The sequence below is a fragment of the Streptomyces sp. NBC_01471 genome (assembly GCF_041438865.1).
GTDB lineage: Bacteria > Actinomycetota > Actinomycetes > Streptomycetales > Streptomycetaceae > Streptomyces.
In genome coordinates this window covers 330,112-344,777 of record NZ_CP109450.1, presented here as the reverse complement: position 1 = coordinate 344,777, position 14,666 = coordinate 330,112, and the positions used below count along the sequence as shown (strand labels likewise).

Annotated in this window: 11 protein-coding genes; 9 read left to right on the top strand and 2 right to left on the bottom strand. The window is 70.3% G+C overall.

Going from position 1 to position 14,666, the window contains the following annotated elements; all coding sequences use genetic code 11:
- The first annotated feature begins 1 nt into the window (after position 1).
- The 8 genes from OG285_RS01515 to OG285_RS01480 all read left to right on the top strand — a co-directional run bounded on the left by OG285_RS01515 (position 2) and on the right by OG285_RS01480 (position 10,779).
- Positions 2 to 1,444, top strand: coding sequence for an acyl-CoA synthetase (locus OG285_RS01515; RefSeq protein ID WP_371789902.1), 1,443 nt, complete (start codon positions 2 to 4; stop codon positions 1,442 to 1,444).
- Positions 1,437 to 2,792 carry a carboxyl transferase domain-containing protein gene (locus tag OG285_RS01510; RefSeq protein ID WP_371789901.1) on the top strand — a complete coding sequence of 452 codons (1,356 nt, stop codon included), beginning with the start codon at positions 1,437 to 1,439 and terminating at the stop codon, positions 2,790 to 2,792. Before OG285_RS01515 ends, OG285_RS01510 begins: the two co-directional genes overlap by 8 nt.
- Positions 2,793 to 2,933: 141 nt before the next feature.
- Positions 2,934 to 4,154: an MFS transporter gene (locus OG285_RS01505; protein WP_371789900.1), complete on the top strand. Its 1,221-nt coding sequence runs from the start codon at positions 2,934 to 2,936 to the stop codon at positions 4,152 to 4,154.
- A gap of 143 nt (positions 4,155 to 4,297) precedes the next feature.
- The gene (locus OG285_RS01500) at positions 4,298 to 5,131 is read left to right on the top strand and encodes an aldo/keto reductase (protein ID WP_371789899.1); all 834 of its coding nucleotides are present in this window, start codon (positions 4,298 to 4,300) and stop codon (positions 5,129 to 5,131) included.
- A 158-nt stretch (positions 5,132 to 5,289) separates the two neighbouring features.
- Positions 5,290 to 6,441 carry a hypothetical protein gene (locus tag OG285_RS01495; protein WP_356836545.1) on the top strand — a complete coding sequence of 384 codons (1,152 nt, stop codon included), beginning with the start codon at positions 5,290 to 5,292 and terminating at the stop codon, positions 6,439 to 6,441.
- A gap of 258 nt (positions 6,442 to 6,699) precedes the next feature.
- The gene (gene asnB, locus OG285_RS01490) at positions 6,700 to 8,529 is read left to right on the top strand and encodes an asparagine synthase (glutamine-hydrolyzing) (RefSeq protein ID WP_356836543.1); all 1,830 of its coding nucleotides are present in this window, start codon (positions 6,700 to 6,702) and stop codon (positions 8,527 to 8,529) included.
- A 265-nt stretch (positions 8,530 to 8,794) separates the two neighbouring features.
- Complete coding sequence (locus OG285_RS01485; RefSeq protein WP_371789898.1) at positions 8,795 to 9,727, top strand: chitinase; 933 nt, start codon at positions 8,795 to 8,797, stop codon at positions 9,725 to 9,727.
- Positions 9,728 to 9,960: 233 nt separating this feature from the next.
- A complete protein-coding gene (locus OG285_RS01480) occupies positions 9,961 to 10,779 on the top strand; it encodes a DUF4389 domain-containing protein (RefSeq protein WP_371789897.1) in 819 nt (272 codons plus the stop codon).
- A 4-nt stretch (positions 10,780 to 10,783) separates the two neighbouring features.
- On the opposite strand, the gene OG285_RS01475 is transcribed toward OG285_RS01480, so the two are convergent.
- The gene (locus OG285_RS01475; protein WP_356836537.1) at positions 10,784 to 11,542 is read right to left on the bottom strand and encodes a hypothetical protein; all 759 of its coding nucleotides are present in this window, start codon (positions 11,540 to 11,542) and stop codon (positions 10,784 to 10,786) included.
- The gene (locus OG285_RS01470; protein ID WP_371789896.1) at positions 11,539 to 12,447 is read right to left on the bottom strand and encodes a hypothetical protein; all 909 of its coding nucleotides are present in this window, start codon (positions 12,445 to 12,447) and stop codon (positions 11,539 to 11,541) included. Before OG285_RS01470 ends, OG285_RS01475 begins: the two co-directional genes overlap by 4 nt.
- Positions 12,448 to 12,626: 179 nt before the next feature.
- Here OG285_RS01470 and OG285_RS01465 point away from each other — a divergent pair, with 179 nt between their 5' ends.
- Positions 12,627 to 14,612: a glycoside hydrolase gene (locus OG285_RS01465; protein WP_371789895.1), complete on the top strand. Its 1,986-nt coding sequence runs from the start codon at positions 12,627 to 12,629 to the stop codon at positions 14,610 to 14,612.
- Positions 14,613 to 14,666 lie beyond the last annotated feature (54 nt).

Sequence of the window (14,666 nt, the reverse complement as noted above, 5' to 3'; positions counted from 1 at the left end):
TATGCCCCCTCTCTTCCCGGCCCTCGCCGCGGGCTCGGACCGTCCTGCGCTGAGCTTCGGTGACCGGTCACTCAGCCATGCCGAACTGGCCGCTGCGGCGGGAGCGTCGGCGGCTCTGCTCGGCGGGGCCGGACGGGTCGCCGTCTGGGCCACGCCCACCCTGGAGACCGCCGTGGGCGTGGTCGCCGCGCTGCTCGCAGGGGTGCCCGCCGTACCGCTCAACCCCCGGACCGGTGAGCGCGAACTGGCGCACATCCTGTCCGACAGCACACCGTCGCTTGTTCTCGCGGCACCCGGTGACGAACTGCCCCCGGTGCTCGCCGGGGTGGACCGTGTGAACATCGACGTACGGGCGGCGTCCGGGCCCGCGCCGCTGCCCGACGAGCCGGCCGCCGAGGCGCCCGCGCTGATCGTCTACACCTCCGGCACCACCGGGCCGCCCAAGGGAGTCGTCCTGCCGCGCCGGGCGATCACCTCGACGCTGGACGCGCTGGCCGAGGCCTGGGAGTGGACCGGCGACGACGTCCTGGTCCACGCCCTTCCGCTCTTCCATGTCCACGGGTTGATCCTCGGTATCCTCGGCCCGCTGCGCCGGGGCGGCGCCGTGCACCATCTCGGCCGCTTCGAGACGGCTGCGGTCGCCCGGGAACTGGCCGCTCACGGCACGATGTTCTTCGGCGTTCCCACCATGTACCACCGCATCGCCGAGGCGCTCTCCGACGACCCGGCGCTGGCCACGGCCCTGTCCGGTGCCCGTCTCCTGGTGTCGGGGTCGGCCGCGCTCCCCGTGTACGACCACCAGCGCATCGCTTCCGCGACGGGACGGCGCGTCATCGAGCGGTACGGCATGACCGAGACCCTGATGAACACGAGCGTCCGCGCCGACGGCGAACCCCGGCCGGGCACGGTGGGCGTGCCGCTGGACGGCGTGCGGGTGCGGCTGGTCGAGGAGACGGGGGAGGAGATCACGGCGTACGACAGTGAGACGGTCGGCGAGATCCAGGTGAGCGGCCCGAATCTGTTCACCGAGTATCTGAACCGTCCCGACGCGACCGCTGCGGCATTCGACGGCCCGTGGTTCCGTACGGGTGACATGGCAACCCGCGACCCCGACGGGGCCGTGCGCATCGTCGGCCGGAAGGCCACCGACCTCATCAAGAGCGGCGGCTACAAGATCGGTGCGGGGGAGATCGAGAACGCCCTCCTGGACCACCCTGCGGTACGAGAGGCGGCCGTAACGGGGGAGCCCGACCCGGACCTGGGCGAGCGCATCGTCGCCTGGATCGTCCCGACGGACACGCAGCACCCGCCCACAGTCGAGGAGTTGGCCCGTCACGTGGCGCAGCAGCTGGCCCCGCACAAGCGGCCCCGCGAGGTGCGGCTGCTGGACGAACTGCCCCGCAACGACATGGGCAAGATCATGAAGCGTGCGCTGCATGGCTGACACCTGGACGGCCCGCGAGGCGACCGGCGCGGTGGCGGATCCGGGTTCCTTCACCGAGCTGGTGCACTCGCCCCGCGCCAGGGAATCCGACGGTCCGCTCGGCTGGCCCGGGTACGACGAGTCGATCGCGCGGGCCGCGAAGAGGACGGGGGAGCGCGAATCCGTCGTCTGCGGGACCGCATCGGTCGGCGGCAGACAGGCCGTTCTCATCTCCTTCGAGTTCGGCTTCCTCGGCGGATCACTCGGGGAGCCCACCGGTGACCTCCTGGAAGCCGCCTTCACCACGGCCCGGGAACGGCGCACGCCGCTGGTCTCGCTGATCGCCACCGGCGGCAGCCGGATGCAGGAAGGCATGCGGGCGCTGACCCAGCTGCAGCGCGTGACACGCCAGTCCGCTCTGCTGCGAGCTGCCGGAGTCCCACAGATCGCGGTCGCACGCGACCCCACGACAGGCGGCGGCTGGGCCACTCTCGGCGCGGCGGCGGATGTCGTCCTCGCGCTGCCCGGCGCGCAGGTCGGCTTCGCCGGATCGCGGGTGCGGCCACCGGGCGCCGACCCGGCCGCGTACACCGCCGAGGCACAGCTCGCCACCGGGCAGATCGACGCGTTGGTGCACCCCGGGGAACTGCGCGCCGCCCTCGCCGACTGGCTGTTGCTGCTCTCCGGGCCACGGGGCGCCGGAACTCCCGAACCTCCCGGCGCGCCCGTCGGGGGGTCACCCCTCGCGACTTCCGGGCAGGAGGCGGTCGCGCTGGCCCGCTCCGCTGAGCGCCCACGCGCCGCCGCCTACCTCGACGCCTACTTCGGCGGCCGTGTCCGGGAGATCAGCGGGGACCGCTGTGGTGGCACCGACCCGGGCATGCGCTGCGGCTTCGGCATGCACCAGGGCCGCACCGTCGCATACGCCGCACAGTGCGGCACGGCGACCCGCCCCGCCGGTTACCGCACCGCCACCCGGCTGGTCTCGCTCGCCGATGCCCTCGGGATCCCGGTACTCACCCTCATCGACACGCCCGGCGCCGCCAACGACGCCGAAGCGGAGCGTTCCGGCGCGGGCCCGGCCATCGCAGGTCTCTTCCTGGCCATGGCCACCGCCCGCGTACCGCTCACGACGCTCCTCATCGGTGAGGGCGGCTCCGGCGGCGCGCTCGCGCTGGCCGCGCCGGGCAACACCTGGGCCACGCCGGACAGTTACTTCTCCGTCATCGCACCGGAGGCCGCCGCCGCCATCCTCAAGCGCGATCCGGACCGGATCGGGGAGACGGCCGACCAGTTGCGCCTGCGTCCCCACGATCTGGTGGAGCTGGGCGTCGCACGCGGGGTGGTGAGTCTCGTGCCCCCTCCGTGAGGACGGGGACGCTCGGGCGGGTTCGGGTGGCCGCGGCCGGGGCTGTGACGATGTGGGGCAGCCCCGGGGGCGATGAGGCCTACGCGTCCCACCCCACGGTCCGGCCCGCGCCGTTCCGCCCCGGTCGTTACGGTGGTCGCTATGTACAGAGGATCGAAGAGCTCGGTGCCGGGGCGTCCCTGGCAGTACAAGGCGGCCGCCTTCACCTTCGCGATCGGCATGGCGGGTACGACTCTGCCCGCACCGCTGTACGGGCTGTACCAGGAGCAGATCGGTTTCTCGTCGCTGATGGTGACGGTCATCTTCGCGACGTACGCGGCCGGAGTCATCGCGGTACTCACCCTGGCGAGCAACTTCTCCGATCTGCTCGGCCGCCGCCCGGTACTCCTGGCGGCACTCGGCTTCTCGGTGGCGAGCGCGCTGTGCTTCGTCTTCGAGGGGGGCCTGCCGCTGCTCTTCGCCGGCCGGGTGCTGTCCGGGCTGTCCGCGGGGCTGTTCACCGGCACCGCGACGGTCGCCGTGATGGAACTGGCCCCGGAGGACAAGCGAGGCCGGGCCGGGTTCGCGGCGACCGCGGCCAACATGGGCGGCCTGGGATGCGGTCCGCTGCTGGCCGGGATCCTCGCGGCCTACGCGCCCTGGCCGCTGCGGCTGCCGTACCTCGTCCACCTGGGACTGCTGGTGGTCGCGATCGCCCTGACGCTCCCGCTGCCCGAGACCGTCCCCCGCCGGGACCCGCGCCCCGTGCTGCGGCCCCGGCTGCCGCACGTACCCCAGGAGGTACGCGGGGTGTTCGTGCCCGCCGCCCTGGCGGCGTTCGCCGGTTTCTCCATGTTCGGCCTCTTCACGTCGGTCGCGCCGAGCTTCATGGCCAAGACGCTCGGCGTGCACGATCTGGCGGTCTCCGGAGCGGTGGTCTTCTCGGCGTTCGCGGCCTCCACCGTCGGCCAGTTGGCGATGAACCGGGTCGGTGTCGGCCGGGCGCTGCCCGCGGGCTGCTTCGTACTCGTGGTCGGCATGGTCTTGATCGGTTGTTCGCTGCTGTTCACCTCGCTGGCGCTGCTGGCGGTGGGCGCGGTGGTGTCGGGCCTCGGCCAGGGGCTGTCGTTCCGGGCCGGGATGGCCGCGGTGACCGGCCGGACACCGAAGGACCGGCGTGGCGAGACCACTTCGGCGTACTTCGTGGTGGCCTATCTGGGTATCTCGCTGCCGGTGATCGGGGTCGGCGCGCTCGCCCTGGGGATCGGCCTCCGCGATGCCGGCCTGGTCTTCTCCGCCTGTGTGGTGGTGTTCGCCGCGGTGGTCGGCGGCTGGCTGCTGCACCACTCGGCCGTGGAGCCCACCGGGCGGGCGGATCAGTAGCGCACCACCCGCGGATCAGTGATCAGGGCGGGCGAGCCTGCCGTACGGTGGCCTGCGATCCTGGATCAAGCCTCCTCGGCCGCTCCGTACGTCCTGGTACGGGGCCGGGCCGTGACGCGCGCACCAAGGGAGAGAGATACACGATGACAGCGATTCGCACAGTGACACTCCCCTCCGGCGCCGCGGTGCCCGCACTGGGACAGGGCACCTGGCACATGGGGGACAACCGTGCACGGCGCTCCGAGGAACTCGCCGCCCTGCGGCGAGGCATCGATCTGGGGATGACGCTGATCGACACGGCGGAGATGTACGGAAGCGGCGCCGCCGAAGAGCTCGTCGGCGAGGCGATCCGGGGCAGACGTGACGAGGTCTTCCTGGTGAGCAAGGTACTGCCGTCGAACGCCGACGCCCGCGGCACGTTCGACGCCTGCCGTACGAGCCTGCGCCGCCTCGGTACCGACCGGATCGACCTCTATCTGCTGCACTGGCGCGGCGGCGTGCCGCTCGCCGAGACGGTCGAGGCTTTCGAGGCGCTCGTGGCGGACGGAAGCATCGGCTCCTGGGGGGTCAGCAACCTCGACGCCGACGACCTGGCCGACCTGCCCGACGGGGCGCGGCCCGAGACGGACCAGGTGCTCTACAACCTCACCCGGCGCGGCCCCGAGTACGCTCTCCTGCCCCGGTGCAGGGAGTTGTCGGTCCCGGTCATGGCGTACTCACCGGTCGAGCAGGGCCGGCTGCTGGGCCACGAGGCACTGCGCGCGGTGGCCTCGGCCCACGGGAGGACCCCGGCTCAGGTGGCGCTCGCCTGGGTGCTGCGCCACGGCGACGTCATCGCCATCCCCAAGGCGTCCTCCATCGCCCATGTGGAGGAAAACCGGGCGGCGCTCGATCTGCGCCTCACCGACGACGACCTCCGGGCCCTCGACGCCGCTTTCCCTCCTCCCACGCGGAAGGAGCCGCTGGAGATGCTCTGAGACGGGCAGCGCGGTGGCGGGCCGGCCGGTAGTGGATCACCCGGGCGACGCGTTCTTCATACCGCTCGTCGAGCGTGGTGAGGCGCGGACGGGGTACCTTCCATCGACAGGCCCACGGACCATACTGGTCGGGCCCCGACCCCCTACAGAACGATTCCATGGCCAAGAAGAGCACCTCCCCGACCCCCGTCCCGGACACCGTATGGCTGGGGCGGGGGCGTCACCTCGGGCCCGAACCCGAGCAGGACGTCCGGCGTAACCTGATCGCCCTCAAGGCGGCCGGGGTGCTCGGCGACTTCCTGGACCTCGACCCCGTCGAGGCGGCGCGTTCCACCGCGCTGCACCCGATGGACGAGTCCGCCGACCCCGGTCCGTCGGCCCGCCGCCTCTTCGAGGCCCGCTGGCCCGTGGCCGACGACGTCACGGTGCGCGCGCAGCTGACCACGTACGACCCCGAGGGCCGCCGCAAGGAAGGCGAGGGCGTCACCTGGGTGCTCGCCGCCGAGGCCGAGCGGCCGTGGGAGGCACACTGGCCCTCGCCCGCCACCATGTTCTGGCCGGACAGCGACCAGGTTGCCTGGGACCACGAAACCGTGCCGGGCGTGCGTCTGCGGACGGCTAACCACCTGCCGAAGGACGACGACGAGCTGCGCCACCTGCTGCGGGAGTGCACCCGGCAGAGCTGGTTCATCCATGTCGTGGTGCACGAGGCGATGACACCGGACGCGCGCGGGCAGCAGCCGGTCTCGGCGTTTCTGCCGCCGAGCCTGCGGCACCGGGTGGTCGAGCACCGGGCCACGCCGGAGCAGGCACGGATCGCCGACGTCGCGATGAAGCGGGAGCTGAGTGTGCGGATGCCGCGCGGGGGCGCCGTCGTCCTGCCCGCCGCGTCGCAGGGACCGGAGTACGACGCGGAGCGCTTCACCGTCCGCAGTGTCTTCCTGGACGGCTCGGTTCCGACCGAACTCCTGGAAAAGATCACGGAGTTCGCCGCGTTGCCGCAACCGCTGACGGCCGACGCCGAGCGTGCCCTGGCGCAACTGCGCCAGGGCTGGCACCTGCTCACCGCGGACGAGGAACTGGTCCACGCTCAAGGCATGGTCACCAAGTACGCCGAGGCGCTCGAAGCCATGACGAACTCCCGTGACCTGTACCGGGAAGCGGCCGAGACCGCGCACGCCGCGCTGGCCGAGGCGACCGGCGGGGACAGCGTGCCCCTGTCGTCCGCGCCGGGTGCGGTCAGGCCGGACGGCTCGCCGCTGGGCGCCCTGACGAAGGTCTTCGGCCGCTTCCGGGACCCGAACAAGTAGAACGGGCCGGCGCCACTGCCCGGGTCGCCGTGAGGGAACTCCGGCGTCACCGCTCGGGCCCCGGTGAGGAAACGTCCGGAACGGACGCCCCCCACGCGTGCTTCGCCGGAACCTCGCCGACGCCACGTTCGAAACCCAAACTTAACAAGAGTTTACCGGTGAGAAACCGCACTCTGCCGGGTGGTTGCTCTGGGTGGTGTGATCGGCACCACAAGAGAGATGGTTATTACACCTAACCCCCACGGAGAGGTGTCCCCTGTGTGTGGCATAACTGGATGGGTCTCCTATCGACGCGATCTGACGGCCCATCGGGAGACCGTCGAGGCCATGACCGAAACGATGTCCTGCCGTGGGCCTGACGCCCGGGGAGCCTGGCTGACGCCGAGGGCCGCTCTCGGGCACCGCCGGCTCGCCGTCATCGACCTCCCCGGAGGCGCCCAGCCGATGGAGGCGCGGACCGAGAACGGCACCGTCGCGATGGTGTACTCCGGCGAGGCATACAACTACACCGAGCTGCGCGCAGAACTGCGCCGCCTCGGACACCGCTTCGAGACCGATTCCGACACCGAAGTCGTGCTGCGCGGATACCTCGAGTGGGGCGAGGAGGTGGCCGGCAAGCTCAACGGCATGTACGCGTTCGCGATCTGGGACCCGCGGACGGAGAAGCTGGTCATGATCCGCGACCGGATGGGCATCAAGCCCTTCTACTTCTACGAGACCGACGACGGCGTGCTGTTCGGCTCGGAGCCCAAGGCCATCCTGGCCAACCCGCTGGCCCCGGCCGTCGTGGGGCCGGACGGGTTGCGGGAGATCTTCTCGTTCGCCAAGACCCCGGGGTTCGCGATATGGGAGGGAATGCGGGAGCTGAAACCCGGCCATGTGGCGGTTCTGGACCGCAACGGTCTGCGCGAGCACGCCTACTGGCAGCTGGAGGCCACCGAGCACACCGACAGTCAGCAGGACACCGTCACGCATGTGCGGGAACTGCTGGAGGACATCATCGCCCGCCAGCTCGTGGCGGACGTGCCCCGCTGCTCCTTGCTCTCCGGCGGACTCGACTCGTCCGCGATGACCGCCCTGGCCGCCAAGCAACTCGGTGAACAGGGCGAGACCGTACGCAGTTTCGCCGTCGACTTCCCGGACCAGGCGAAGAACTTCCGGGCGATGGACATCAGTCCGACACAGGACACTCCCTTCGTGCACGCGGTCAAGGAACACATCGACTGCCATCACAGCGACATCATGCTGGACGGTGCGGCTCTGTCGGACCCGGCCGTACGGCGGGCGGCCGTCGGTGCGCGAGATCTGCCGATCGGGCTCGGGGACCGTGACAACTCCCTCTACCTGCTGTTCGCGGCGGTCCGCGAACAGTCCACCGTCGCCTTGTCGGGAGAGTCCGCTGACGAGGTCTTCGGCGGCTATCCGTGGTTCCATGACGAGCGGCGCCAGGCGCAGACCTTCCCCTGGCTGGCCGGGGACTCCCCGATCGACTTGACGGGCGCCCTGTCCGACGACCTCGCCGGCACTCTGGAACTCGACTCCTATCTTCATGACAGCTACTCCTCCGCTCTGGCGCAAGCCCCGGTCAAGGAGGGGGAGAGCGGTCTGGAGAAGCGCATGCGGGAGGTGTGCTACCTGCACTTGAGCCGTATGGTGCAGTCCCTTCTGGACCGCAAGGACAGGATGAGCATGGCTGTGGGGCTCGAAGTCCGGGTGCCGTTCTGTGACCACCGGCTGGTGCAGTACGTCTTCAATACGCCGTGGTCGATGAAGACGTTCGACGGGCGGGAGAAGAGCATCCTGCGAGAGGCCACCCGCGACCTGCTGCCGGATTCGGTGGTGCAGCGCAAGAAGAGCGGCTACCCCGGCAGCTTCGACCCGAACTACGTGACGGCCATCCAGTCGCAGACCTCCGACCTGCTCACCTCGGGCCACCCCGCACTGGACCTGTGCCACCACGGGCGGCTCCAGGAGGCCGTCGGGGCCGACGGGGCGACGATCACGACGCGCCAGCGCTCCCACCTCGAGCGGGCACTCGACCTGGCCACCTGGTTCGACCTGCACAAGCCGGTCATCAGGCTGAGCTGAACGGTGCCGGCGAGCGGCGTCCGCCCCGTGTGGACGCCGCACGGGGCGAGCCGCCCCGGTCCGGGAGCCGGGGGCTCCTCCACCAGGCGACGGCCGTGGTGGAGGGGTCCCCGGCCCGGTGGCGGCAGAAAAATCGGTGTGCGGACGGACTCGGTGAGAGAGCGCTTCACTTCCAACTCGGCTGTGTCGCAATGCGGTTGGCGGCCTTGTGGGCCGGAGTGAAAGGCGCTTTCATGGCACCTCCCCCCACATGAGGAGACGTGCAATGCGCTTGAGCAAGCTGTTGACAACGTTGTCTTGCGCGGTGGTCGTCGGTTTGGCGGCGCCCATGGTGACGGCCGCGCCGGCCGAGGCGGCGGCGGACCACCACGTCGTCGTCTACTACCAGACCCAGTTCGCGGGCGGTTCGTACGTTTCCCCCAAGGGGCTGACCGACCATGACACGGGTGTCACGGACGTGATCGTCGGCGCGATCCACCTCAACGACGGCGGTGGCGTCACGCTCAACGACACATCGCCCGACGACGCCAAGTTCGACCCGATGTGGAACGACCTGGCGGCGATGCAGGCCAAGGGTGTCCACGTGCTGGGCATGGTCGGCGGCGCCGCGGCGGGCAGCTTCCAGCGGCTGGACAGCGACTTCGGCACGTACTACCCGAAGCTGAAGAACGTCGTCTCCACGCACCATCTGGACGGTCTGGACCTCGATGTGGAGGAGGGGATGTCGCTGGCCGGCGTGGAACGCGTGATCGACCAGCTGCACAGCGACTTCGGTGACGGTTTCCTCGTCACTCTGGCACCCGTCGCCACTGCCCTGAACGGCGGAGGAAACCTCTCCGGGTTCGGCTACGACGCCCTCTACCGCGACCGGGGCTCGTCGATCAGCTGGTTCAACGCCCAGTTCTACTGCGGCTGGGGATCGCTGGACGACACCAGCGGATACGAGGGCATCGTGAACCACGGAGTGGTCCCGGCGGGGAAGGTGGTGGCGGGCACCATCACCAACCCCGCCAACTGCGGCAGTGGATACGTGCCCATGGACACCCTCAAGGCGACCGTCTCCCAACTGTCGGGCAAGTACAGCGACTTCGGCGGAGTGGCGGGATGGGAGTACTTCAATTCGGATCCGGGCGGAACGGCCGCCCCCTGGGAGTGGGCCGCGAACATGTCCGCGGCGATGCACGCCGCGACCGCCTGAGCCATGCATGAGGGCGCGCGCCCTGCTGCCTGCCCAGCGGGCGCGGTGTCCTCCCTCTGCCCCTGCCGCAGGCCCCACAGAGGCGGGGTCGGCTGTCAGCCCCGCGAACGGATCCGGACCCTGCTCAGGGAACGGAGGGCGCGGCCTTGAACATGCGCTTGAACATGCGAAAGCCGTGCACTGTCGCGAGGCTGGAGACGGCGGGGGCGGAGCGAGGACTGGAGCAACCGGAAATGACGCAGCCGACGTGGGCCAGCAAACTGCCGGACGAGGCCGACGAGTGGCTGCCGGTACTCGACATTCCCGAACCACAGGCCCAGCGCCGTCTCACGGTGCTGGTGCGCTGGATTCTGCTGATCCCCCAGTTCATCGTGCTGGTCATTCTGGGGATCGTGGCGTTCTTCGCCACCGTGATCGGCTGGTTCGCCGCACTGTTCACGGCCCGGTTGCCCGACCCCATCGCCCGCTATCTGAGCGGATTCCTCGCCTACGAAACCCGCGTGCACGCGAGCGCCCTGCTCCTTGTCGACGTGTACCCGCCGTTCGTGTTCCGGCCGGTGTCCGCCTATCCCGTCCGGATCGAGGTGCGCCCCGGACGGCTCAACCGGCTCGCCGTACTTTTCCGGATCATTCTGCTGATCCCCGCGGCCATCGTGCAGAGCCTCTTCGCCTCCGGCTGGTACGCCGTGTGCGTCGTGAGCTGGCTGGTCGTACTCATTCTGGGCCGTATGCCCCGGCCACTGTTCGAGGCGACCGCCGCCATGCTCCGGTACACCATGCGCTACAACGCGTATGTGGCCATGCTGACGTCGGCCTACCCGAAGCGCCTGTTCGGCGACCGGGACTTCCCGGGAACGCCGGACTCGGCCGCGCCGGTGTCGGCCACCAGGCCGCTGCGGCTCAGCACCGCGGGCACGGTGCTGGTGACGCTCTTCCTGGTGATCGGGCTGATCGTCAACATCTTCGGCGGTACCACCGCACCGCCTGACAAGACGCATGACTCCGCGGTGTGCGGGGCGGCCCCGGGGTGCCGTACCGACGCACCGTTCTGAGTGGCTACGACAGAAGCCCGGCAAGCCGGTCGTGGACGCTGTCCTTGCCCGCCGCAGGGTCTGCCACCAGCTTCTCCCGGTCGTGGGGGTCCCGGGTCAGCATGTGCAGCCGTCCGCCACTGCGGGCGAGGACCAGGTCGCTGCTGGTGCCGGCGACCTCGGCAGACCCCTGAGCGGTGTAGTCGGTCACGGTGATCAGCGCGGAACGCTCCGAACCGGTGAGCACGGCCTCGGTGTCCAGTCCCGGATCGTGGTCCGCCGATGAGCCTCGCGGCAGCCACTCGATGAGCGTACGGAGTGCTTCGTCGAGCTTGTACAGGCCGAGCTGGTGGACGCCGAGGGCGTCGATGCGGACCATCAGGCAGATCTGCTCGGGCTGGGGGAGTACCAGGATCCGCCACGGCTCACCCGGACCCGAGCCGGTCGTGCGGGCATCGAGCACCTTGCGGGCTCTCTGCTGGAACGCCACGGCGATCCCCAGGTCACCCTGCACCTGGACCTGCTCACCCGTCGAGCCCGCCAGGAGCAGTTGGCGTGCCGCCAGCGAGCGGACGGCCTCGGCGAGTACCTCGTCCGACGGGCGGGCCTCAAGGAAGTCCACGATCGCGTCCACGGCGGTGAGTTCGGCGATGGTGTAGGCGCCGAGCAGCACCGGCCCGGTGTGCACCAGACTCACCACGGCCGATACCAGCCCGTCGGGGACGGACGCCGCGCCCGGGTCCGACGGCGTCGCGTCAGGAACGTCGTGCCGCTCGTTGCTCATGTCGGCCTTTCCGCCTGCCACCAGCCCACCGCCGGCGCCTCATGGCTCGTACGGAGAACTGCGGCAGCGCTGCGTGAAGGCGTCTCGGTGACCCACACCTCGGAGCTGCCGAACAGCCCCCGCCCCGCTCTGCCGGACAGCGACTGGCCCAGCTCCGTGCCCGGGTCCGCCCGGTCCGGGGGCGGGAACCTGGCCGCCAGATCCCGGGAAACGGCGGTGACATCGTCAGCCGCCTCGATCCGGTGGAGCGTCCGGGTCAGCAACCGTGCGACCGGAGGTGTCAGGGACGTGGGTACGGCCAGGACCGGCGACAGGTACAGGGGGCGCCGCTCGGTCATCCGGGAGAGCCCCCAGGGGCCGACATTGCTGCGGGTGAACCGGTACACCACATAGTCCATGAGATGCCGGAGGTCGCTCAGGCTGGGGAGTTTGCTCCCGCCGAAGGCCGCCGGGGTCTTCTCCAGCTGCACCCAGGTCCCCTGTGCCGTGCGCCCGTGCAACTTCTCCCGCACCACGTGACCGCGCATCCCGATGTCGGGATAGATGCTCTTGTCGATGTCCCGATGGTGGCTGGACAGGCGTGGATGACTGACCTTGTCGAACCGCCACTGCTCGTACAGCTCCGGATCGTCCACCAGTACGTGGCCACCGCACAGCACGTCGTGCAACTGCGGCACCTGCAGTCCGTGATCCTCCAGGTCGGAGAGGATGGTTGCCTCTTCCGGACTGAGGCGCTCGGCCGCGGCGACCAGCCCTTTGCGGTACGCCCCGGCCCGCGCGGTGATCTCGATGATCAGCCGTACCCGGTTGCGTACCTGGTCAGCCCGCTCGGCACGTGCTCCCGAAGCCGTCTCGCCGGGCCGCCCGGGGCGCGTGACCAATGGCCGTGTGTGCTTACGCTCCACCTGACCAGTACAGCACAGCGGGCCCGCCCGGGCATGGGCTGGCCGGCGGCCGGAGACCCGCACGGACGGCGGCATCGGCCTCTGACTGCGTCGCGTCGGGCCTGTGGGAGGCGCTCGCAGGACCGGCCCCCGGGCCCGATTCTTAGAAGGTTCTTACGGCTGCCCCGTATCCACCTCTCATGGCAAAAACCAACTCATCCTCCCGGCACGCCCGTAAAGGGCGCCCCGTACTTGCCGCATGTGTCGCCCTGGGCAGTCTGGGGGCGCTCGTCGGAGTGTCCACGGCCGATGCCACACCGCGATCCGGCGGGCACCGGCACATCCAGCTGCGGGTGCGGGGCGGCACTGTCACCGTGGACACCGCTTCACTGGGTGTGACAGCACGGACCGCGGACGGGCACGCCATGGAACTGTCCGCGCCCGCCGCGAGCGATCTCGGCGAGCCCGGCCCGCTCCGGCGGATCGCGGGCGGGGCACGCTGGACATATCCCGCAAAGAAACTCACGGTCACCGCCGTGGCCCAGCAGGGCCGTCTGCAGGTCAGGATCCGGTCGCAGCGGGACGGGTCGCTCGCCTGGCCCGTCACCGGGGGCGACCCGGCCTCGGAGAGCCTCCAACTGCCGCGTGGCTCCGGGCTGGACATCCCGGTCCGCGATTCGTGGTGGAACTCGGCGGCGGCGCACCTCGCGAACACCGAGGTGGACATGGGGGAGGGCCTGACTCTTCCGCTGTGGGGTTACAGCTCGGGCAAGCGGGGGGTCAGTTATCTGACCCCCACCGACATCAACACCTCGCTCGGCTTCGCGTCGGAGCACGGCAGGCTGCGCTCCACAGCCACCCACGACTTCGACGAGGGGGACGGCACGCGTGCGTACGACATCAGCTTCGCGCTCACCGACGGCGGTGCGACCGCTCCCGCCGTCGACTACCGCAAGTCGTTGTCCGAGCGCGGTGAACTCGGCAGCCTGCGCCAGAAGATCAGGGCCAATCCCGCCAACGCGAAACTGCTGGGCGCCTTCCACGCCTACGGGTGGGGCGAGGCGCGCACGGCTGCGGGAGTGGCGAAGCTGCGCAAGCTCGGCATCGACCGTATGTGGCTCGGGTACGACGCGGATGCCTCCCCGATGAGCTCCGCCGCTGTCAGCGCCGCCGAGCAGGCGGGCTACCTCGTCGGTCCCTACGACAGCTTCGCCAACGGGCAGGACCCCGCGAGCGCCGACAGCCCGGCGGGGGTCTGGCCCGACCGTGTGTACCCCGACTTCTGTGTCCAGCAGGCGGACGGCACACCGCAGGGCGGCTTCGGGGACCGCGGCTGCTACCTCAGTTCGCAGGCCTTCGAACAGGCCGAGCCGCAGCACCACTACCTCGCCGACCGCACCCGGCGGGCGGTCGCCAACGGCGCCGACAGCTACTTCCTCGACGTCGATGCGACCGGGACGCTCTTCCGCGACTACAGCGCGGACCATCCGATGACGAAGGCCCAGGACCGTGCCAACCGGCTCGCCCGTATGAAGCGCCTCAGCGGGAGCCTGGTTCTCGGATCGGAGTCCGCGCAGCCCTGGGCCAATCAGGCGCTCGCGTTCGACCACGGTTCGGCCACTCCGGTCGACGACCGCATGTGGACGCTGGAGCACGACAAGAAGACCTGGGGCGCCTACTACCCGCAGACGGCCCCCGCCTTCTTCTTCAAGCCGGTCGCGCTGCCGGCCGATATCGCGAAGGCGATGTACGACCCCAGGTACCGGGTGCCGCTGTACGAGACGGCGCTGCACGGTTCGGTGATCAACGCGGAGCGCTGGGAGCTCTCCTTCGACAAGCTCCCGGCGCAGAAGACCGACCGTGCTCTGCTGGCAATGCTCTATAACAGCCCGCTCAACTACGTTCTGGACGGACCGTCGATCGACCAGTACGGCAGCGAAATGGCCGCCCTCCAGAAGTACTTCGCCCCGCTGCACCGCGCGGCGGGTACCGAGCAGCTCACCTCGTTCCGGTGGCTGACCGGCGACCGCGGCGTCCAGCGCACGGTCTTCGGTCACGGTGTCCTGACGGTCACCGCGAACTTCGGGAAGACGGCGAGGGACGGCCTGCCGGGCGGTTGCGTGGACGCGAAACTCCGCGGCGACCGGGAACCGCGTCGGCTGTGCCCGGCCCAGGTGATCCGCTGACCGACCCGTTCCCGGTACTCCGGTCGGCGGGTGCCCCTCCCGTCGGCCGGAGCC

What these genes read in the sequence shown, in the direction of transcription:
- OG285_RS01515 (WP_371789902.1), top strand. Translation starts at nt 2, where the DNA reads ATGCCCCCTCTCTTCCCGGCCCTCGCCGCGGGCTCGGACCGTCCTGCG.
- OG285_RS01495 (WP_356836545.1), top strand. Translation starts at nt 5,290, where the DNA reads ATGGCCAAGAAGAGCACCTCCCCGACCCCCGTCCCGGACACCGTATGG.
- OG285_RS01485 (WP_371789898.1), top strand. Translation starts at nt 8,795, where the DNA reads ATGCGCTTGAGCAAGCTGTTGACAACGTTGTCTTGCGCGGTGGTCGTC.
- OG285_RS01475 (WP_356836537.1), bottom strand. Translation starts at nt 11,542, where the DNA reads ATGAGCAACGAGCGGCACGACGTTCCTGACGCGACGCCGTCGGACCCG.
- OG285_RS01505 (WP_371789900.1), top strand. Translation starts at nt 2,934, where the DNA reads ATGTACAGAGGATCGAAGAGCTCGGTGCCGGGGCGTCCCTGGCAGTAC.
- OG285_RS01465 (WP_371789895.1), top strand. Translation starts at nt 12,627, where the DNA reads ATGGCAAAAACCAACTCATCCTCCCGGCACGCCCGTAAAGGGCGCCCC.
- OG285_RS01500 (WP_371789899.1), top strand. Translation starts at nt 4,298, where the DNA reads ATGACAGCGATTCGCACAGTGACACTCCCCTCCGGCGCCGCGGTGCCC.
- OG285_RS01480 (WP_371789897.1), top strand. Translation starts at nt 9,961, where the DNA reads ATGACGCAGCCGACGTGGGCCAGCAAACTGCCGGACGAGGCCGACGAG.
- OG285_RS01510 (WP_371789901.1), top strand. Translation starts at nt 1,437, where the DNA reads ATGGCTGACACCTGGACGGCCCGCGAGGCGACCGGCGCGGTGGCGGAT.